This is a genomic window from Enterobacter cloacae complex sp. P27C (assembly GCF_014895705.1).
Lineage (GTDB): Bacteria > Pseudomonadota > Gammaproteobacteria > Enterobacterales > Enterobacteriaceae > Enterobacter > Enterobacter bugandensis.
In genome coordinates this window covers 423,789-444,824 of record NZ_JADBQB010000001.1, presented here as the reverse complement: position 1 = coordinate 444,824, position 21,036 = coordinate 423,789, and the positions used below count along the sequence as shown (strand labels likewise).

The window sequence follows — 21,036 nt, the reverse complement described above, 5'->3', positions numbered from 1 at the left end:
GTCCTCGCTTATGTACAAATCCTGACCAGTATATCACAACATGCTGGCTAGTTTTTGACCAAAGGCAATTCATCTGAAAACTTTACACGACCGCCGTCGTCAGACGCGACGAGCAGCACAGGCGGTCCTGCTCGTCGAGAATATCAATCTGCCACACCTGGTGGCGGCTGCCAGCGTGCAGCGCGCGGCAGATACCGCGCACGCGCCCACTGCGCACCGAGCGAATGTGGTTGGCATTCACCTCAAGCCCGACCACCTTCTGTTCGCCTTCGGTGCAGAGATATCCCGCGACGGAGCCCAGGGTTTCCGCCAGCACGACGGAAGCCCCGCCGTGCAACAGGCCAAACGGCTGATGGGTGCGACTATCGACAGGCATCGTCGCCTCCAGATCGTCTTCCCCAATGCGGGTGAACTGGATATCCAGCAGCCCCACCATATTCCCCTCGCCCATGGCGTTTAGCGCCTGCAGCGTGACGGCACGTTTCCAGATCATCCAATTATCTCCAGTAAAGCCTGTAATGGGTGGCGTACGCCGTTACCCTCAACCCGTTTCACCTGGCTGCGGCAGGAGTAGCCCGTCGCCAGGCAGCGGTTTCTTGGCAATCGCTGCATCGCCTGATGCCACGACAGCTCATAGATGCCGAGCGAGTTGGCGTGGTTTTTCACCTCGTGGCCGTAGGTGCCCGCCATGCCGCAGCAGCCCACGCTAACGCTCTCCAGCTTCGCGCCGAAACGCGCAAAAATAGACGCCCATTGCGCCGGGGCGCCGGGCAGCGCCGTCACTTCCGTACAGTGTCCGAACAGATACCACGGTTCACCGCCCGCCTCCTGAATGGCCTTCTCTTCCAGGGCTGCCGGCAGCCACTCGTGCACCAGCATGACGTGGAAATCGCCGCGCTTATCACCTAGCGTCTGCTTGTATTCATCGCGATAGCAAAGCACCAGCGCCGGATCGACGCCGACCATCGGCATCCCAAGTTCGGCGATCCGGTTGAGAAAATCAGCGGTTTTTTGCGCCGTTTTCGCAAAGCGGTTCAGGAAGCCTTTAATATGCTGCGCCTTGCCGTTTGGCGAGAACGGCAGCACTACCGGCTGATAGCCCAGTTTTTCAACCAGGCGGATGAAGTCAGCGACCACCTGCGCGTCGTAGTAGCTGGTGAACGGATCCTGGACCACCAGCACCATCTTCGCTTTTTGCTCAGGAGTAAGCGTTTCGAGCTGTTCCAGGGTCATGTTCGCCGAGCGGTGGCCGACGAGCTGGCGCTGCAGCGACGGCACCGACAACAACGGCAGATCGACCATGCCGATATGCTTTTCGGAAAGCTTGCGCACCAGCGGCTGATTGATAAAGAAGTTAAAGGTCTTCGGCGCGCGCGCCATCAGCGGCGCGTAGCTTTCCACCGTCGCCACCAGATGATCGCGCACCGGGCGCAGATAGCGGGTGTGGTAGAGCTGCAGGAAGCGCGAGCGGAATTCCGGCACGTCGATTTTAATCGGGCACTGGGTAGAGCAGGCTTTACAGGCCAGACAGCCGGACATCGCCTCTTTCACCTCATGGGAGAAATCATACTCGCCCTTATTGGCATGCCAGCTGTTGCGGGTGCGCTCAATCAGCGAGCGCAGGCTGGCCCGTTTTTCCGGCAGCTCCTGCTCCAGCTTCAGGGGATCGACGCCGCGGTCCGCCAGCAGACGCAGCCACTCGCGCACCAGCGTCGCACGCCCTTTCGGCGAGTGAATGCGGTTGCTGGTGATTTTCATTGACGGGCACATCGGGCTTTTCACGTCAAAGTTAAAGCACAGGCCGTTGCCGTTACACTCCATCGCGCCGCGCCAGGACGAGCGCACCGCAATCGGGATCTGTCTGTCATACGTACCGCGCTTAACGGCATCCACCCGGAGCATCGGCGCGTCCACCCCTTCAGGCGGGCAGATTTTCCCCGGATTGAGGCGGTTATCCGGGTCGAACGCCGCTTTGACCATGCGCAGCTCCGCGTAAAGCTGCTCCCCGAAGAACGCCGGGCTGTATTCCGCGCGGAATCCTTTCCCGTGCTCCCCCCACAGCAGACCGCCGTATTTGGCGGTCAAGGCCACGACGTCGTCGGAGATCTGCTTCATCAGGATCTCCTGCTGCGGGTCGCACATGTCCAGCGCCGGACGCACGTGAAGCACCCCGGCATCCACGTGGCCGAACATGCCGTAGCTCAGGCCGTGGCCGTCCAGCAGGGCGCGAAACTCCACGATATAATCCGCCAGATGCTCGGGCGGCACGCAGGTGTCTTCGGCAAACGGAATCGGCTTCGCCGCCCCTTTCGCATTGCCAAGCAGGCCCACGGCTTTTTTACGCATGGCGTAAATACGCTCGATACCGGCCAGATCGTGACAAAGCTGCCAGCCAATCACGCCGCCTTCGCCATGAGCAATCAGCTCATCCAGGCGCTGGCAGAGCGTCGTCACCTGGCTTTCAATCAGCTCCGCGTCATCACCGGCAAATTCCACGATGTTGAGGCCAAGCATCTCTTTGTCCGGCACGTCGGTAATCAGCTCGCGCACGGAGTGCCAGACGATATCTTCCCGCGCCAGATTCAGCACCTTAGAGTCGACGGTTTCCACCGACAGCGCCTGCGCTTCCACCATAAACGGCGCATTGCGCAGCGCGGAGTCGAAGGAGTCATATTTGACGTTCACGAGGCGACGCACCTTCGGCAGGCGGGTGATATCCAGCCGCGCCTCGGTAATAAACGCCAGCGTTCCTTCGGAGCCGGTCAGCACGCGGGTTAAATCAAACTGCGTCAGGTCGTCGTTAAACACGTGGCGCAGGTCGTAGCCCGTTAAGAAGCGGTTCAGTTTGGGGAATTTGTCGAGAATAAGCTGGCGGTTGTCGCGGCAGCGCTCCAGCACGGTGCGGTAGATGCGCCCGCTGGCGGTGTTATCTTTACCCAGCGTTTCCGCCAGTTCGACCGGCATCGGCTGGGTATCAAGGATATCGCCGCCTAACAATACTGCCCGCACGCCCAGCACGTGATCGGAGGTTTTACCGTAGACCAGCGACCCCTGCCCGGAGGCATCGGTGTTGATCATCCCCCCGATGGTTGCTCGGTTGCTGGTGGAGAGTTCAGGGGCAAAAAAGTAGCCGTAAGGCTTGAGGTACTGATTAAGCTGATCTTTGATAACGCCCGCCTCAACCCGCACCCATCCCTCTTCGGGGTTGATCTCAATGATGCGGTTCATATAGCGCGACATATCAATAATGATGCCCTGGTTCAGCGCCTGACCGTTGGTTCCGGTGCCACCGCCGCGCGGCGTGAAGACCAGAGAGGCAAACCGCTCCTGCGTTGCCAGCCGGGCGATAAGCGCCACGTCGGCCGTGGAACGAGGGAAAACGACCGCATCGGGAAGAAGCTGGTAGATACTGTTATCGGTTGCCATCGTCAGCCTGTCGGCATAGTTCGTGGCGGTATCACCTGTAAAACCCTGTTGCTCCAGTGCCTGCAAAAAATTAAGCACCAGCTGAACGACGCCAGGTGCCTGAGAAATCTGTGGGATCATTACTGTCGACCCTAATTAGAGTTGTGGGAATCGTTTGCGTGTATCTTAAAAGTTTTATCACATTTTTTTCTTATAATCTCTGCTGAATTACAGGCAGAATTCGCCTGTCAAAAACCGCTGCGATCGCTAATGATAAGAGAGACGCGGTTTTCCATTCCCGCCAGTGGTACTGGCGTTCTTTTAAGGAAAGTTTCATTTATGGTCAATCTTCGCCAGCCCAGGGATGTTGCGCAAATTCTGCTGTCGGTGCTGTTCCTGGCCCTCATGATTATTGCGTGTCTGTGGATTGTTCAACCCTTTATTCTCGGCTTCGCCTGGGCTGCGACCGTTGTCGTCGCCACGTGGCCTTTGCTGCTGCGCTTGCAGAAACTGCTGTTTGGCCGCCGCGGGCTGGCCGTGCTGGTGATGACGCTGCTGCTGTTCCTGCTGTTTATTATTCCAATTGCGCTGCTGGTAAACAGCCTTGTCGACTCCAGCGGCCCGGTGATCCGCGCCGTGACAAGCGGCGACCTGACGCTGCCGGACCTCGGCTGGCTGAACAGCATTCCGGTCGTGGGCGCTAAACTTTACAGCGGCTGGCATAGCCTGCTGGAGATGGGCGGCAGCGCGCTGATGGCGAAAGTGCGTCCGTATATTGGCACCACCACCACCTGGTTTGTCGGTCAGGCCGCACATATCGGCCGCTTTATGATGCACTGTACCCTGATGCTGGTCTTCAGCGCCCTGCTTTACTGGCGCGGTGAGCAGGTGGCTTTAGGCGTTCGTCACTTTGCCACCCGCCTCGCGGGAAAACGCGGTGACGCCGCGGTGCTGCTGGCCGCGCAGGCCGTGCGCGCGGTCGCCCTGGGCGTCGTGGTGACGGCGCTGGTGCAGGCTGTGCTGGGCGGTATCGGCCTGGCGATTTCCGGCGTACCGTACGCCACCGTCTTTACCGTAGTCATGCTAATGACCTGCCTTGCGCAACTGGGGCCGCTGCTGGTGCTGGTTCCGAGCATTATCTGGCTTTACTGGACGGGTGATACCACGTGGGGAACGGTGCTGCTGGTCTGGAGCTGCGTGGTTGGCACCATGGATAACGTCATTCGCCCCATCCTCATCCGCATGGGCGCAGACCTGCCGCTGATCCTGATCCTCTCCGGGGTTATCGGCGGGTTGATTGCTTTCGGGATGATCGGTCTGTTCATTGGCCCGGTGCTGCTTGCCGTTACCTGGCGTCTGTTCTCCGCCTGGGTTCATGAAGTGCCGCCGCCTGGAACCGACCCGGACGTGATTCTGAGCGAGCTGGAAGAGCTGGAAGACAAGAATACCCATTAAGCCTTGTTGCCGGGTGGCGCTTGCGCTTACCCGGCCTACATTATCCCGCACAATACTTTAACACTGCTAAAGTATTTATTCGTTGCACACTGGTCAGACCCGCTTTTTCAGCATTAAGTCCGCTATTATTCTCAAGAAATCTTTACGTCTCTTTAACTATTGAGACGAATCTGATCGACGCTAAAAATTACAATGCCTACTATTAGCTCACGATTATAAATCAACACCTTGATTTATAAGCATGGAAATCCCCTGAGTGAAACAACGAATTGCTGTGTGTAGTCTTTGCCCATCTCCCACGATGGGCTTTTTTTTATCCTGACTACGCGCGCTTAACCTCACAGGTACTGAGCATCCGCCACTCAGCAGGCAGCACCCGCGTTTCCCCCGTCACATTGACCGTCACCGCCTGGCGGATATCCGCCGACGATGCGCCAATCTGCAGTTCAAACTCGCCCGGCTCAACAACGCGCTTGCCGTCACGGCGGGTGAAGTTGAACATCTCAACCGGCAGCGTGAAGGTGAGCGTGGCGGTTTCACCCGGTGAGAGCGTGACGCGCTGGAAGGCCTTCAGCTCCTGAAGCGGGCGCACCTGGGTGGCGACCTTGTCCCGCACGTAGACCTGCACCACCTCGCTGCCGCTGCGCTCGCCGGTATTGGTGATATCCACGCTCAGCGTCACCTCACCGTCGACCGGCACGCTGCTTTCAGCGACGCGGGCAGTGCCCCAGTTAAACTGCGTCCAGCCGAGGCCGAAACCAAACGGGTAACGCGCACCGAAATGGAACGCGAACGGCGTGCCGCCGCTTTTCAGCTTGTGGTTATAGTAGAACGGCATCGCCCCGGCGCTTTTCGGCACGCTGACCACCAGCCGGCCCTGCGGCTCCGCGCGACCGGTTAACACATCGGCAATCGCCCAGCCCCCTTCCTGTCCCGGCGCCCAGGCCATCATCAGCGCGGCAATCTTCTCCTCCAGCCCCTGAAGGTTGTACGGACGCCCGCCGGTCATTACGACGATCACCGGTTTGCCCGTCGCCACCAGCGCCTCAAGCAGCTGTTGCTGCACGCCCGGCAGATTCAGGGAGTCGGTATCGGAGCCTTCCCCTACCGTGCCGCTCTGGAACAGCCCGGCGAGATCGCCCACGAAGGCCACCACCACGTCACTCTCCTGTGCGGCGCTGACCGCCTCGGGGATAAGTGCGGTACTTTGCGACACCGGAGACTGCTGCATTGGCTTGCCGCCGCTGTCGCCCGGGAAGACCGGCGCGCCCGCCATCCGTTTTTCAATAATGTGGCACCCTTTCGCGTAGCGCACGTTCGATGCACCCAGGTCCTGCTCCAGCGCCGCGCGCGGCGTCGTCACCTGCGAGGTCTCCTCAACCATATCGCTGATGATCAGATGGACCGGGAAGCTATACCCGCTGAGTAACGCCAGCGGATCGTCTGCCGTCGGCCCCACCACCGCCACGCGGGGTTTACCGTTCAGCGGCAGAATGCCGTTGTTTTCCAGCAGCGTGACCGATTTTGTCGCCACCTCCCGCGCCACCTGGCGGGTCATCTCATTTTGCAGATCGATGCCGTTTTCATCGGCATACGGGTTCTCAAACAGGCCGAGACGGAATTTTTCGGTCAGCGTACGCGCCACGATCTCATCGACTTTCGCCATAGAGATCAGCCCGCGCTCTACCGCTTCTGCCAGATGGCGTGCGCAGTCATCTTTCGGCAGCTCAACGTCCAGCCCGGCGTTAAACGCCAGCGCGGCGGACTCCGCTGCGTCGTGGGAAATCCCGTGGTGCTGGTGCAGCAGGCTGACTCCGCCGTAGTCCGCCACAATAATGCCGTCGAAGCCCCACTGTTCGCGCAGGACGGTGGTCAACAGGAAGCTGTCGCTGTGCCCCGGCTGGTTATCGATGTCGTGGTAGGCGGGCATGACCGAACCGGCGTTTGCCAGCTTGACCGCCATTTCAAACGGCAGCAGGAAGGTGTCGTTCAGCTCGCTAAAACCAAGATGCACCGGGGCGTGGTTGCGCGCCCCTTCGCTGAACGAGTGGCCCACGTAATGCTTGAGCGTCGCCAGCAGATCGCGCTTGTCGCCCTGTAACCCTTTCACCCAGGCGGTTGCCATCACGCCCACCAGCCAGGGATCTTCCCCGAAGGTCTCTTCGGTTCGCCCCCACCGGACGTCGCGGGAAACGTCCAGCACCGGGGCCAGCCCCTGCTGGCAACCGACGGAACGCGCCTCTTTACCGATCTGCTCTGCCGCGCGCTGCACCAGCTCCGGGTCCCAGGTCGAGCCGTAGTTGAGCGAGGACGGGAACAGGGTGGCGTCTTTGCACAGCAGCCCCACCAGGCACTCCTCGTGGAACAACGCCGGAATGCCAAGCCGCGTCTCTTCCATCATCATGCGCTGCAGGCGGTTAGCCGCGCGCACCCCGGTTTTCGCGTCAACGATGTGGGTGCCGAGCGGACGGGTGATCTGCCCGACGCCCAGTTTTAGCCGTTCGCTCAGCGCCGCCTGCTCGCTGACGCCGGCGAATTCGTCGCTCAAATCGCTGCGCTCCCGGTGGTTGCCGTTTTCATCAAGGATCAGCCAGTAGGCGTGCATCTGGGCGAACTTCTCTTCGGGGGTCATGCGCGCCAGTAAATCAGCGACGCGCTCGTGCACGGGACGTCCCGCGTCCTTATAGATAGCAGTCATATTTTACTCCTGTAGTGCGGAAGGGGTTGCCGGGCTGAGCTGCCCCGCGTCGGGTCTTACCTCACGCTTGCTGGCCAGCTCGCGGGCGATGGAATCCACCAGCCGGCTGTTGAGCTTGTAGATGGAAAGCAGCGCCACCATGCAGAGGAACAGCGCGCACGGAATAAGGGTGAACAGGGCGTTGATGGTGGAGAGCACGTGCGGCGCCTGGGCTGCCTGGCCCGGGGCGTAATCCACAATGCCGAGCACCCAGCCGACCACCGCCCCGCCCAGCGCAAGGCCAAACTTGATGGCGAACAGCGCGGTAGAGAAGACCAGCCCGTCCAGACGGCGGCCGCTACGATGCTCTTCGTAGTCGACCACATCAGAGAACATGGTCCACTGGAGCGGCGTGGTGAGGTTTTGAATAAAGCTAAAGACGATGTTAAGGCCAAAGATTAGCCACACCTGCGAAGGCGGCAGGAAGAAAATCAGCGCGCCGAAAATGACGAAGGACATTATCGTCCACTGATAGGCGCGTACGCGGTCAAATTTCCCCAGCAGGCGTTCAGATAATAACGCGCCGCTTAACGAGGCCACCATGCCAGAAACAATAAAGGCAAAAACCAGCTCCGGGCGCAACAGTACATAGTTGACGTAATACATGGTGGCAGAGCCGCGCGTCACCACCGCCGTTAACAGCAAAATATTAAACACAAACACAATGCGCCACTGGCTGTTACCGGCCAGCAGTTTTAAATCGGTGAGCATGGAGCCGGAGGTATCATTGCGCGGGGAATAACGCTCGCGGGTCATCAGGAAACAGCAAAAGAACAGCACAATTCCCAGCAGCCCCATCAGGCTCATGGCAAAGAAATAGCCTTTCTGCACGTTGCCCTGGCCCAACAATGAGACCAGCGGCAGAGCGATAACCGTTACGATCAACCCGCCAATAAATGACAGGCCAAAACGCCAGGACTGCAGGGAGTGACGCTCGCGCGGATCCAGCGTCAGCGCGCCCGGCATGGCGCAGTAAGGCACGTTAATGGCGGAGTAAATCAGACTTAAAATCGCGTAGGTCGCGCAGGCATAAACAATTTTTGCCGTCGGCCCGACGTCCGGTACGTAGAAGGTAATAAGGCAGCTTACGCCAAAGGGAATAGCAAACCACAGCAGCCAGGGCCGGAAACGGCCGTGACGCGTCTGCGTGCGGTCAACCAGCGCGCCAATACACGGGTCGACAAACGCATCGACCACACGCACCACTAAAAACATGGTACCCATGATCGCGGCAGGCAAACCAAAAACGTCGGTATAGAAATAAGCAAGAAATAATGTGGCCGTTTGCCAGACCAGCGCGCTGGCCATATCACCTAAGCCATAACCTATTTTATCTTTGGTACGCAATACAGAGGAGAGTGTCATTGTTATTTGCCTTTTTATCAGGTTAAAACGTATTTCAACCAGTTGCGCATCATCTGAAGGGAAATGCGCAGTAAGGCTCAAGTATTAGCAACGCGTTGCGCACTAACAATTGTCTTAATTAACAGACAAATTATGATATTTGGTTTTTTAGATTATTTGTGATGGGGAGCAAATTAGAGGTGAAATAAAAAAGGCGAGGAATAAAATCCTCGCCTTTTTGCGATCGTGTTGCCGTTACTTGTTCAGTTCCGCCAGGCTCAGCCAGGTTTGCACTACCGTGTCCGGGTTCAGGGAGAGGCTGTCAATCCCCTCTTCCATCAGCCAGGCGGCAAAGTCTTCATGGTCGGATGGACCCTGACCGCAAATCCCGACGTATTTACCCTGCTTCTTCGCCGCGCGGATGGACATGGAAAGCAGCGCTTTCACCGCCTCGTTACGCTCGTCGAACAGCTCGGAAACCACGCCGGAGTCGCGGTCCAGGCCCAGCGTCAGCTGAGTCATGTCGTTCGAGCCGATAGAGAAGCCGTCGAAGTGCTCCAGGAACTGCTCGGCCAGCAGGGCGTTGGACGGGATCTCACACATCATGATGATCTTCAGCCCGTTTTCGCCGCGCTTCAGGCCCTGACGCGCCAGCTCGTCCACCACCGCTTTCGCCTGATCCACGGTACGCACGAACGGGATCATGATTTCGACGTTGGTCAGCCCCATGTCGTTGCGCACGCGTTTCACCGCCTCGCACTCCAGCGCGAAGCAGTCGCGGAAGCTGTCGGACACGTAGCGTCCGGCCCCGCGGAAGCCCAGCATAGGGTTCTCTTCTTCCGGCTCGTAGCGCTCGCCGCCCACAAGGTTAGCGTATTCGTTAGACTTAAAGTCAGACAGACGCACGATCACGCGTTTCGGGTAGAACGCTGCACCCAGCGTGGCGATCCCTTCGGTCAGACGGCCGACGTAGAACTCTTTCGGCGAGTCGTAACCTTTCATCATCTCGCGGATTTCGTTCTGCAGCTTCGCGTCCTGGTCGTCAAACTCCAGCAGCGCGCGCGGGTGAACGCCGATCATGCGGTTAATGATGAATTCCAGACGCGCCAGACCAACGCCTTCGTTCGGCAGACAGGCGAAGTCAAACGCGCGGTCCGGGTTACCCACGTTCATCATGATCTTCAGCGGCAGATCCGGCATGGTATCCACGCTGGAGCTCTTCACGCTGAAGTCAAGGATATCGGCGTAGACGTAGCCGGTGTCGCCTTCGGCACAGGAGACGGTCACGTTCTGCCCGTCCTTCATGCGCTCGGTGGCGTCACCGCAGCCGACAACCGCCGGGATCCCCAGCTCGCGGGCAATGATCGCCGCGTGGCAGGTACGGCCGCCGCGGTTGGTGACGATGGCCGACGCTTTCTTCATGATCGGTTCCCAGTCCGGGTCGGTCATGTCGGTCACCAGCACGTCGCCTGGCTCAATACGGTTCATCTCGCTGATGTCGTGGATCACTTTGACCGGACCGGCACCGATGCGGTGACCGATGGCGCGGCCTTCCGCCACGATTTTACCCTGCGCGTGCAGCGTATAACGCTCCATCACCTGGCCGCGAGAGCGAACGGTTTCCGGGCGCGCCTGAACGATAAACAGCTTGCCGGTGTTCCCGTCTTTCGCCCATTCGATATCCATCGGACGGCCATAGTGTTTCTCAATCTGCACCGCCTGCTTCGCCAGCTCCTGCACTTCGGCGTCGGTCAGGGAGAAGCGGTCGCGCTGCTCCTGCGGCACATCTTCAATCTTAACCTGCTTGCCATGCTCCTGGGTTGGGGCATAAATCATGCGGATTTTTTTCGAGCCCATGGTGCGGCGCACCACCGCCGGACGGCCCGCGGCAAGCGTAGGCTTGTGTACGTAGAATTCGTCAGGGTTCACCGCGCCCTGCACGACCATCTCACCCAGGCCCCACGCGGAGGTGATGAACACCACCTGGTCGAAGCCGGATTCGGTATCAATGGAGAACATCACGCCGGAGGAACCCACGTCCGAGCGCACCATGCGCTGCACGCCCGCGGAGAGCGCCACGCCGCGATGGTCATAGCCCTGGTGCACGCGATAGGAGATGGCGCGGTCGTTGAACAGGGAAGCAAATACGTGCTTCACCGCCACCAGCACCGCATCGTAGCCCTGAACGTTCAGGAAGGTTTCCTGCTGTCCGGCAAACGACGCGTCCGGCATGTCTTCTGCGGTCGCGGAAGAACGTACGGCAAAGGAGGCCTGCGCGTCGTCAGCGGAGAGCTGGTTGTACGCGTCATGGATAGCTTTTTCCAGTTCCGGCTGGAAAGGTGTGTCGATGATCCACTGGCGGATCTGCGCCCCGGCTTTAGCAAGCTCGGTGACGTCATCAATATCCGTTTTATCCAGCAGGTCGTAAATGCGCTGGTTTACACCGCTCTGGTCTAAAAACAGGTTAAACGCGTCGGCGGTCGTGGCAAACCCGTTTGGTACGGAGACACCCATACCGGACAGATTTGTAATCATTTCACCCAGGGAGGCATTTTTGCCCCCAACTCTGTCTACATCATTCATGCCGAGTTGGTTATACCAAAGCACCAGCGGTGACGAGCCATTGTTGGACATCGAAACAATCCTTTTGTGATATTTGATCGGAGTAAGTAACACCTGACTACGTATTTATACTGGCATAATTATTTGCGCTAAAAAAACGGTGAATCGTGTAAGCAATTTAAATTTTCAACTTTTCGGATAGTTTCCCACCAGCCAATAAGCTGATGATTCCTCTATATTCAGCCAGAAACCACAAAAATAAAGTCGCTATTTGAAAAATGAAATCCGCTTTTCAGGAAAATCAAAAACATCATTTCATTTTAAATTCAGATAACTTCTTTGCTGTGCAATTAACTTTTTTAATTTATGCTTTCAGACAATTAGGTCCGATATTCAGGGTGGGTAAAATGGATAATGCTGTCGATCGTCACGTTTTTTATATTTCTGATGGTACGGCGATCACCGCCGAGGTGCTGGGCCACGCGGTGATGTCGCAATTCCCCGTTTCGATTAACAGCATCACGCTGCCGTTTGTGGAAAATGAGAGCCGTGCCAAAGCGGTGAAGGACCAGATTGACGCCATCTTCCAGCAGACCGGCGTGCGCCCGCTGGTGTTCTACTCCATCGTTATTCCTGAGATTCGCCACATCATTTTGCAAAGTGAAGGCTTTTGCCAGGATATCGTGCAGGCGCTGGTGGCCCCGCTCCAGAGCGAACTAAAGCTTGACCCGACGCCTATCGCGCACCGCACCCACGGGCTGAACCCCGGCAACCTGACCAAATATGACGCGCGTATTGCCGCCATCGACTACACCCTGGCGCACGACGATGGGATCTCGCTGCGCAACCTCGACCAGGCGCAGGTGATTTTGCTCGGCGTGTCGCGCTGCGGCAAAACGCCGACCAGCCTCTATCTGGCGATGCAGTTCGGCATCCGCGCCGCAAACTACCCCTTTATTGCCGACGATATGGATAACCTGGTGCTGCCCGCTGCGCTCAAGCCGCTGCAGCACAAGCTGTTTGGCCTGACGATTAACCCGGAACGTCTCGCGGCGATCCGCGAAGAGCGCCGCGAGAACAGCCGCTACGCCTCGATGCGCCAGTGCCGCATGGAGGTTTCCGAAGTGGAAGCGCTGTACCGCAAAAACCAGATCCCGTGGCTGAACAGCACGAACTATTCGGTGGAAGAAATTGCCACCAAAATTCTCGACATCATGGGGCTTAACCGCCGCATGTACTAACAAGCTAGTACATTAGCTCAGATTCATGTATCATCCTTTTCAACAGCGGGGCGGTGTCGCCCCGAACTTGAAATCAGCAGGGATTGGTTTAATGTGATGCCCATCACTTCCCGGTAGTCTGCCGATGAAGCAAAAATTTTCTGAGACAAGTCATGAATAAAACCGATGAACTCCGCACGGCGCGCATAGACAGTCTGGTCACCCCGGCTGAACTGGCCGAGCGGCACCCCGTTTCCGCCGCGGTCGCGGAACATGTGACGGCCTCCCGCCGCCGCATTGAAAAAATCCTCAATGGTGAAGACAAGCGTCTTCTGGTGGTGATTGGGCCCTGCTCCATCCACGATCTGGATGCAGCGATGGATTATGCAAAACGGCTTCAGGGGCTGCGGGAAAAATACCAGCATCGCCTTGAGATTGTGATGCGCACCTACTTTGAAAAACCGCGTACCGTGGTGGGCTGGAAAGGGCTGATTTCCGACCCTGACCTTAACGGCAGCTATCGCGTAAACCACGGCATCGAGCTGGCGCGCAAGCTGCTGTTGCAGGTCAACGAGCTGGGCGTGCCGACGGCCACCGAGTTTCTCGACATGGTGACCGGGCAGTTTATCGCCGATCTGATCAGCTGGGGCGCGATTGGCGCGCGCACTACCGAAAGCCAAATCCACCGCGAGATGGCCTCAGCCCTCTCCTGTCCGGTCGGCTTCAAAAACGGGACCGACGGCAACACCCGGATTGCGGTCGATGCGATCCGCGCCTCGCGTGCCAGCCATATGTTCCTGTCGCCGGACAAGAACGGCCATATGACCATCTACCAGACCAGCGGTAACCCGTATGGGCATATCATTATGCGCGGCGGGAAGAAGCCTAATTACCATGCACAAGACATCGCTGCCGCCTGTGAAACGCTGGCCGAATTCGACCTGCCGGAACATCTGGTGGTGGATTTCAGCCACGGCAACTGCCAGAAGCAGCATCGCCGCCAGCTGGACGTCTGCGATGAGGTCTGTCAGCAGATCCGCAGCGGCTCGACCGCCGTTGCCGGGATCATGGCCGAAAGCTTTATCAAAGAAGGCACGCAGAAAATCGTTGCCGGCCAGCAGATGGTATACGGCCAGTCGATCACCGACCCGTGCCTGAGCTGGGAAGACAGCGAGCTGCTGCTGGAGAAGCTGGCAGCTGCGGTTGATTCTCGCTTCTGATGTTATTGTCGGGTGGCGCTGCGCTTACCCGACCTACGGTTCGCGCCCTTCTTCCTCTCCCGGTGGGAGAGGGTTGGGGTGAGGGCATCAGGCCGCATCTCCTTCCCCTGAATTTGATCCCGTCACACAATTTTCACAAAAACGCTTGCCGTGAATTTGCAGTTTATTGATAATGATTATCATTGTTACATTGATTGTTATTTATAAACATTATGTCACCGACCGATAACAGCGCGGCAACGCCAGTAAAAACACACACAGCGCCATCCCCTGCTTCCACCGATCGCCGCATCGACAGCAAAAGCCTGTTGGGTGAGGAAGGCCGGGTGATTATTGAGCATGACGGCCAGCAGTATCTGCTGCGCCAGACGAATGCCGGAAAACTGATCCTCACAAAATAAACCAAAACTTTCGCCAGCCACCCAGGTGATACCCAGGCAGCCAGCGCTTTCGATACTTTATGGAGAGTTGCTATGCTACACCTGCATACCGCACGTTTACGCCCGTCCCTTCTGGCGCTGGCGATTGTCAGCACCCTGCCGGGCGCCGCGTTTGCTGCCGCAGATGAAATAACCGTCACCGCCACAGGCAACGCCCGTAGCGCCTTCGAAGCACCGATGATGGTGAGCGTGGTTGAAGCCACCGCCCCGGAAAAACAGACCGCCAGCTCTGCCGCCGACCTGCTGCGCAACGTGCCCGGTCTGACGCTGGACGGCACCGGCCGCACCAACGGTCAGGACGTTAACCTGCGCGGCTACGACCGCCGCGGCGTTCTGGTGCTGGTCGACGGCGTGCGCCAGGGTACCGATACCGGGCACCTCAACAGCACGTTCCTCGATCCGGCGCTGATTAAACGTATTGAAGTGGTGCGCGGTCCGTCTGCGCTGCTCTACGGCAGCGGCGCGCTGGGTGGTGTCATCTCCTATGACACCGTTGACGCCAAAGATCTGCTGGAACCGGGCAAAAACAGCGGTTATCGCGTGTTTGGTACCGGCGCAACGGGGGACCACAGCCTCGGCCTGGGGGCCAGCGCCTATGGTCGTACCGATACCCTGGACGGCCTGGTATCGTGGTCCAGCCGCGACCGCGGCGATATCCGCCAGAGCGACGGTGCGACGGCGCCGAACGACGAATCCATCAATAACATGCTGGCAAAAGGCAGCTGGAAAATCGACCAGGCCCAGACGCTGAGCGGCGCCCTGCGCTACTACAACAACGCCGCGCAGGAGCCGAAAAACCCGCAAACCTCTGATGCCAATAGCAGCAACCCGATGACCGACCGCTCCACCATCCAGCGCGATGCGCAGGTTGGCTACCACATTGCGCCGGAAGGATACGACTGGCTGAACGCCGATGCGAAGGTTTACTGGTCCGAAGCGCGCATTAATGCCCAGAACATCGACAGCACCGGCGAGTTCCGCAAGCAGACCACCAAAGGCGGCAAGGTGGAAAACCGTACCCGCCTGTTCAGCGACTCTTTTGCCTCTCACCTGCTGACCTACGGCGGAGAATATTATCGTCAGGAGCAGCGTCCGGGCGGGTCCACGACCGGCTTCCCGGAGGCGAAAATCGACTTCAGCTCCGGCTGGCTGCAGGATGAAATCACCCTGCGCGATCTGCCCGTCACCCTTCTGGGTGGCACGCGGTATGACAACTACCGCGGCAGCAGCAATGGCTACGATGACGTCAACGCCGATAAATGGTCCTCCCGCGCCGGGTTGACCGTCAGCCCGACCGACTGGCTGATGCTGTTTGGCTCTTACGCGCAGGCGTTCCGCGCGCCGACCATGGGCGAAATGTACAACGACGCCAAACACTTCTCCATTGGCCGCTTCTACACCAACTACTGGGTGCCGAACCCGAACCTGCGCCCGGAAACCAACGAAACGCAGGAGTTTGGTTTTGGCCTGCGCTTTGACGATCTAATGCTCGCCAACGACGCGCTGGAGTTTAAGGCCAGCTACTTCGATACCAAAGCCAAAGACTATATCTCCACCACCGTCGATTTTGCCGCCGCGACCACCATGTCGTACAACGTTCCGAACGCCAAAATCTGGGGCTGGGACATGATGGCAAAATACTCGGCCGATCTGTTTAGCCTCGACGTGGCCTATAACCGCACCCGCGGGAAAGATACCGATACCGGGGAGTACATCTCCAGCATCAACCCGGACACCGTCACCAGCAAGCTGGACGTTCCGGTGGCGCAAAGCGGTTTCTCCGTGGGCTGGATCGGCACCTTTGTCGATCGCTCAACCCACGTCAGCAGCAGCTACAGCAAGCAGCCGGGCTATGCGGTTAACGATTTCTACGTCAGCTATAAGGGCCAGGAGCAGCTCAAAGGCGTCACCACCACGCTGGTGCTCGGCAACGCCTTCGATAAGGAGTACTGGTCTCCGCAGGGTATTCCGCAGGACGGTCGTAACGGCAAGATTTTCGTAAGCTATCAGTGGTAATTCCCTTCGGGGCCACTCATCAGAAGGATAAGACAATGCATCACTACGCACGCTGGCTTGAGCTAAAAGAAGAAAATCCGGGTAAGTATGCGCGAGACATCGCAGGATTAATGAACATCAGCGAAGCGGAGCTGACCTTTTCCCGCGTGGGCCATGACGCCTGGCGACTGCGCGGCGAAATCCGCGATATTCTGGGCGCGCTGGAAGCCGTGGGTGAAACCAAGTGCATCTGCCGCAACGAGTATGCCGTTCACGAGCAGGTGGGCAGCTTCACCAACCAGCACCTGAACGGCCACGCCGGGCTGGTGCTGAACCCGCGCGCGCTGGATCTGCGCCTGTTCCTCAACCAGTGGGCGAGCGCGTTTCACCTCAGCGAAACCACCGCCCGCGGCGAGCGACAGAGCATTCAGTTCTTCGATCGTCAGGGCGATGCGGTGCTGAAGGTCTACACCACGGACAACACCGACCTCGCCGCCTGGGGCGACGTGCTGACCCGCTTTATCTTTGCCGATAACCCGCCGCTTGAGCTGAGCGCTGGGGATGTCCCGGCTCACGCCGAAAACGCGGATGCCGCTCTCGTGGACAAAGAGTGGCGCGCCATGACCGACGTGCATCAGTTCTTCAGCCTGCTCAAACGCCACAATCTCAGCCGTCAGCAGGCGTTTCGCCTGGTGGGCGACGACCTGGCCTGTAAGGTGGAGAACAGCGCGCTGGCACAGCTGCTGGAAGCGGCTCGCCGGGAGGGCAACGAAATCATGGTCTTCGTCGGCAACCGCGGCTGCGTGCAGATCTTCACCGGCGCGGTGGAAAAAGTCGTGCCGATGAAAGGCTGGCTGAACGTCTTTAACCCTGCCTTTACCCTGCATCTGCTGGAGGAGACGATCGCAGAGAGCTGGGTGACGCGCAAGCCCACGGCTGACGGCCATGTCACCAGCCTGGAGCTGTTTGCCGCCGACGGCACGCAAATCGCCCAGCTTTACGGCCAGCGTACCGAAGGTGAGCCGGAGCAGAGCCAGTGGCGCAGCCAGATTGACGCCCTGACGCCAAAAGGGCTGGCCGCATGAAAACGTGGTTAGCCCTGCTGAGCGCCCTGCCTCTGGTGGCGTTTGCCGCCGCGCAGGAGAAAATTGTCGCCCTTGGCGGCGACGTGACGGAGATTGTCTACGCGCTTGGCGCGCAGTCTTCGCTGGTCGCGCGCGACAGCACCAGCCAGTGGCCGCAGGCGGCAAACGATCTGCCTGACGTGGGATATTTACGCCAGCTTAACGCCGAAGGCATTTTGTCCATGCGCCCCACGCTGGTGCTGGCCAGCGACCAGGCGCAGCCGTCTCTGGCGTTGAAGCAGGTTGAACAAAGTCACGTCAGGGTAGTAACCGTTCCCGGCCGCAACGACCTGAGCGTCATTGACGAAAAGGTTCGGGTGATTGCCAACGCTACGCACCATGAAGCCGAGGGGGAAGCCCTGCGCCACACGCTGCGTCAGGCGCTGGCGGCCCTGCCCTCCGCGCCCCTCAACAAGCGGGTGCTGTTTATCCTCAACCACGGGGGAATGACCGCAATGGCCGCCGGGCAGCAGACCGGCGCAGACGCCGCCATCCGTGCCGCCGGGCTGCAGAACGCGATGCAGGGATTCACCCGCTATCAGCCGCTGTCTCAGGAAGGGGTCATTGCCAGCCAGCCCGATCTGGTGGTGATTTCGCAGGACGGCGTGAACGCGCTGGGCGGCGAAGAAAACCTGTGGAAGCTGCCCGGTCTGGCGCAGACCCCGGCGGGACGGAACAGGCAGGTGCTGGCGATTGATGATATGGCGCTGCTGGGCTTCAGCGTGCGAACGCCGGATGCCATCCAGCAGCTGCGCGCCAAAGCGGAGCAACTGCCCTGATGTCCCGGCGGATCGCCTTGTCGTTGTGGATGCTGGCCGCGATCCTGAGCATCATGACGCTCACCGCGACCGGGTTTGGGGCACTGCACCTGCCGGTCAGCCTGCTGTGGAGCGGTAGCGATGAGGCCATGCGTCAGATCTGGCTTACCATTCGCCTGCCGCGCGTACTGCTGGCGCTGGTGATTGGCGGAGCGCTGGCGCTGGCCGGCTGTGTGATGCAGGGGCTGTTCCGCAACCCGCTGGCAGACCCGGGTCTGCTGGGGATCAGCAGCGGCGCGGCGCTGGCGGTGGCGCTGTGGGTGGTCATTCCCGCCGCGTTACCTGCCCTGCTGATGCTGTATGCCCCGATGCTCGCGGCGTTCCTCGGCGCGCTGGCCGCAACCGTCATTATCTTCCTGCTCAGCCAGCAGCGTCACGGCTCCCTGTCCCGCCTGCTGCTGGTGGGGATCGCCATCAACGCCCTGTGCGGCGCGGCCGTCGGGGTGCTCTCATGGCTCAGCAACGATGCCCAGCTTCGCCAGCTTTCCCTCTGGGGAATGGGCAGCCTCGGGCAGGCGCAGTGGTCCACCCTGCTGGCGGTAACGTCGCTGATGGTGCCCGCGGTGCTGATTATCTGGCGGCTGGCCGCCCCGCTTAACCTGCTGCAGCTGGGCGATGAAGAGGCGCACTATCTCGGGGTGGATGTCGCGATGGTACAGCGGATCCTGCTGCTGTGCAGCGCCCTGCTGGTTGCCGCGGCGGTAGCCGTCAGCGGCGTGATCGGCTTTATTGGCCTTGTGGTGCCGCACCTGATTCGCATGTGGCTGGGGGCCGACCACCGGGCCGTCGTACCCGGCTCGGTGCTGGCCGGTGCGCTGCTGCTGCTGGTTGCCGACACGCTGGCGCGCACCCTGGTCTCTCCGGCGGAGATGCCCGTCGGGTTATTGACCAGCCTTCTCGGCGCGCCGTGGTTCCTGTGGCTTATCTTTCGTCGCGGAGGTACGCATGGCTGAACGCTATTGTGCAGAGAAGATTTTCTTTCACGCCGGGCAGCGGACGCTGATAGACGATGTGTCGCTTACCCTCTCTCAGGGTGAGTTGGTCGCCCTGATTGGCCCCAACGGTGCCGGGAAATCGACGTTATTGCGGCTGCTTACCGGCTATCTCAAGCCCGCAAGCGGACGCTGCACTCTGGCCGGAACGCCGCTTGCGGACTGGCCACCGGATACCCTCGCGCGCTACCGGGCGGTGATGCGCCAGAATACTCAGCCCGGATTCGACTGGCCGGTGGACGCGGTGGTCGGTATGGGACGCGCGCCCTGGACTCGCTCCCCTGAAGCGTCGGTAGTTGAGGAAGTGATGGCGATTACGGGCTGTCTACCGCTGGCGGGCAGACGTTATTCGACGCTCTCCGGCGGCGAGCAGCAGCGGATCCAGCTCGCCCGCGCGCTGGCCCAGCTCTGGTGCGACGGAGCCCCGCGCGGCTGGCTGTTTCTTGATGAGCCCACCTCCGCGCTGGATCTCTACCACCAGCAGCATCTGCTGCGCCTGATGAGATCCCTGACCCGTCGGGGTCATCTCCACGTGTGCGTGGTGCTGCACGATCTCAATCTGGCGGCGTTGTGGGCGGATCGCATTCTGCTGTTGCACAACGGCAGGCTGGTTTCCAGTGGCACACCGGAGGACGTGCTGCAGGCCGGGACGCTGGCGCGCTGGTACGGCGCGCAGGTGCGCGTCGGCAGCCATCCGGATCACCCCGTACCGCAGATATTTCTCGCCCCGTGAGCGGGCTGGTAAAAATCCTTCAGCGTTTCCAGCAGGGCATGCGCCGCTTTAGAGAGCTGCGTGTGCCCCGGATGGATTGCTCCGATGCACTTTTCAATGGGCGGGTTATCCAGCGGTATACAGACCGCGCCCAGCGCCGTCATCTGCGCTTCGCAGAGCGCCGGTACGGCACTGCCGCCCAGCCCGCTGGCGACCATGCGACCTACCGTCACCAGCTGATGACTTTCCAGCGCCACGTCCAGCTTTCTGCCGCTTCGGGCCAGCTCCTCCTCCATCATCAGACGTACCGCCGACGGGCGCTGCAGGGTAATAAAATCCAGCGTCAGTAGCTCTTCCCAGGCCAGCCGCTTTTTGCCCGCCAGCGCGGAGTCCTTCGGCACAATGGCGACAAACCTGTCGAGCCCCAGCGGCGTAAACAGCAGGTTGTGCGTGGGGGCCGGCTCAAAGGCGATCCCCATCTCAACCCGCCCTTCCCGCACCATCTCAATCACCTGCTCGTTAATGACGTCATGCACGGTGACGTTGATCCCGGCGTGGCGATCGCGAAACGCCTTGAGCACCTCCGGTAAAACGTTGGCGGCAAATGACGGCATCGCCGCGACCGAGATTTTGCCGCGCTGCAGGGTAAAGCACTGGTGCATCGCCTCCTCCACATTATCCCAGTCGGCAAGCAGCTGCCGCGCCATCGGCAGAAACGTCTCCCCTTCCTGTGTGAGGGCAACCTTGCGCGTGCTCCGCTGCAGCAGCGGGCCGCCGAGCGCGTCTTCCAGACTTTTAATCGTCAGGCTCAGGGCCGGCTGGGAGAGATTTAAGCGTTCGCTGGCGTGCGCGAAATTGAGAGTGTGAGCTACCGCTAAAAACGCGCGTAACTGTTTGACACTCATTCTCATTTTTCATCCTGTTAACTAATTGAAAAGAATTAGTTAACAGGAAATTAATAAGAAAACCAAATGAGTGGGTCACAAATTCAAAATTAACAAATGAGTCGCCG

15 protein-coding genes and 1 other RNA gene are annotated in these 21,036 nt (G+C 59.5%); 10 read left to right on the top strand and 6 right to left on the bottom strand.

Translation table 11 applies throughout. The annotated features are described in order from the left end of the window. Positions 1-82: 82 nt before the first annotated feature. Together menI and IM291_RS02185 are read right to left on the bottom strand one after the other, a co-directional pair. Positions 83-493: a 1,4-dihydroxy-2-naphthoyl-CoA hydrolase gene (gene menI / locus IM291_RS02190; protein ID WP_028012841.1), complete on the bottom strand. Its 411-nt coding sequence runs from the start codon at positions 491-493 to the stop codon at positions 83-85. Beyond that, complete coding sequence (locus IM291_RS02185) at positions 490-3,546, bottom strand: FAD-binding and (Fe-S)-binding domain-containing protein (protein ID WP_192986002.1); 3,057 nt, start codon at positions 3,544-3,546, stop codon at positions 490-492. The genes menI and IM291_RS02185 overlap by 4 nt, the downstream gene beginning before the upstream one ends. Before the next feature lie 198 nt (positions 3,547-3,744). Here IM291_RS02185 and ydiK point away from each other — a divergent pair, with 198 nt between their 5' ends. Both ydiK and rprA read left to right on the top strand, forming a co-directional pair. Continuing rightward, the gene (ydiK, locus tag IM291_RS02180; protein ID WP_192985999.1) at positions 3,745-4,860 is read left to right on the top strand and encodes an AI-2E family transporter YdiK; all 1,116 of its coding nucleotides are present in this window, start codon (positions 3,745-3,747) and stop codon (positions 4,858-4,860) included. 209 nt (positions 4,861-5,069) lie between these two features. Further along, an RNA gene (rprA, locus tag IM291_RS02175) (antisense sRNA RprA) lies at positions 5,070-5,177 on the top strand. A 5-nt stretch (positions 5,178-5,182) separates the two neighbouring features. Here rprA and IM291_RS02170 read toward each other — a convergent pair. From IM291_RS02170 to ppsA, 3 genes are all read right to left on the bottom strand, one after another. Next, positions 5,183-7,558 carry a glycoside hydrolase family 3 N-terminal domain-containing protein gene (locus IM291_RS02170; RefSeq protein ID WP_192985998.1) on the bottom strand — a complete coding sequence of 792 codons (2,376 nt, stop codon included), beginning with the start codon at positions 7,556-7,558 and terminating at the stop codon, positions 5,183-5,185. A gap of 3 nt (positions 7,559-7,561) precedes the next feature. Further along, positions 7,562-8,962 (bottom strand): MFS transporter, encoded by a 1,401-nt coding sequence (locus tag IM291_RS02165; RefSeq protein ID WP_192985996.1) that lies wholly within the window; start codon positions 8,960-8,962, stop codon positions 7,562-7,564. Between the two features lie 234 nt (positions 8,963-9,196). Then, positions 9,197-11,575: a phosphoenolpyruvate synthase gene (ppsA, locus tag IM291_RS02160; protein ID WP_028012836.1), complete on the bottom strand. Its 2,379-nt coding sequence runs from the start codon at positions 11,573-11,575 to the stop codon at positions 9,197-9,199. A gap of 335 nt (positions 11,576-11,910) precedes the next feature. On the opposite strand from ppsA, the gene IM291_RS02155 reads away from it, so the two are divergent. The 8 genes from IM291_RS02155 to IM291_RS02120 all read left to right on the top strand — a co-directional run bounded on the left by IM291_RS02155 (position 11,911) and on the right by IM291_RS02120 (position 20,045). Beyond that, the gene (locus tag IM291_RS02155) at positions 11,911-12,744 is read left to right on the top strand and encodes a pyruvate, water dikinase regulatory protein (protein ID WP_028012835.1); all 834 of its coding nucleotides are present in this window, start codon (positions 11,911-11,913) and stop codon (positions 12,742-12,744) included. Between the two features lie 152 nt (positions 12,745-12,896). Further along, on the top strand, positions 12,897-13,943 hold the full coding sequence (aroH, locus tag IM291_RS02150; RefSeq protein ID WP_028012834.1) for a 3-deoxy-7-phosphoheptulonate synthase AroH: 1,047 nt from the start codon (positions 12,897-12,899) through the stop codon (positions 13,941-13,943). A gap of 212 nt (positions 13,944-14,155) precedes the next feature. Beyond that, positions 14,156-14,344, top strand: coding sequence for a hemin uptake protein HemP (gene hemP, locus IM291_RS02145; RefSeq protein ID WP_028012833.1), 189 nt, complete (start codon positions 14,156-14,158; stop codon positions 14,342-14,344). A gap of 72 nt (positions 14,345-14,416) precedes the next feature. Continuing rightward, on the top strand, positions 14,417-16,399 hold the full coding sequence (locus tag IM291_RS02140) for a TonB-dependent hemoglobin/transferrin/lactoferrin family receptor (protein ID WP_192985994.1): 1,983 nt from the start codon (positions 14,417-14,419) through the stop codon (positions 16,397-16,399). 35 nt (positions 16,400-16,434) lie between these two features. Next, positions 16,435-17,463, top strand: a complete 1,029-nt coding sequence (locus IM291_RS02135) for a hemin-degrading factor (protein WP_192985992.1) — start codon at positions 16,435-16,437, stop codon at positions 17,461-17,463. Beyond that, positions 17,460-18,281: a hemin ABC transporter substrate-binding protein gene (locus tag IM291_RS02130; RefSeq protein ID WP_041910423.1), complete on the top strand. Its 822-nt coding sequence runs from the start codon at positions 17,460-17,462 to the stop codon at positions 18,279-18,281. The genes IM291_RS02135 and IM291_RS02130 overlap by 4 nt, the downstream gene beginning before the upstream one ends. Beyond that, the gene (locus IM291_RS02125) at positions 18,281-19,273 is read left to right on the top strand and encodes an iron ABC transporter permease (RefSeq protein WP_192985990.1); all 993 of its coding nucleotides are present in this window, start codon (positions 18,281-18,283) and stop codon (positions 19,271-19,273) included. Before IM291_RS02130 ends, IM291_RS02125 begins: the two co-directional genes overlap by 1 nt. Further along, a complete protein-coding gene (locus IM291_RS02120) occupies positions 19,266-20,045 on the top strand; it encodes a heme ABC transporter ATP-binding protein (protein ID WP_192985988.1) in 780 nt (259 codons plus the stop codon). The genes IM291_RS02125 and IM291_RS02120 overlap by 8 nt, the downstream gene beginning before the upstream one ends. On the opposite strand, the gene IM291_RS02115 is transcribed toward IM291_RS02120, so the two are convergent. Then, a complete protein-coding gene (locus tag IM291_RS02115; protein ID WP_192985986.1) occupies positions 20,012-20,935 on the bottom strand; it encodes a LysR family transcriptional regulator in 924 nt (307 codons plus the stop codon). The genes IM291_RS02120 and IM291_RS02115 overlap by 34 nt on opposite strands. Between the last annotated feature and the right edge of the window lie 101 nt (positions 20,936-21,036).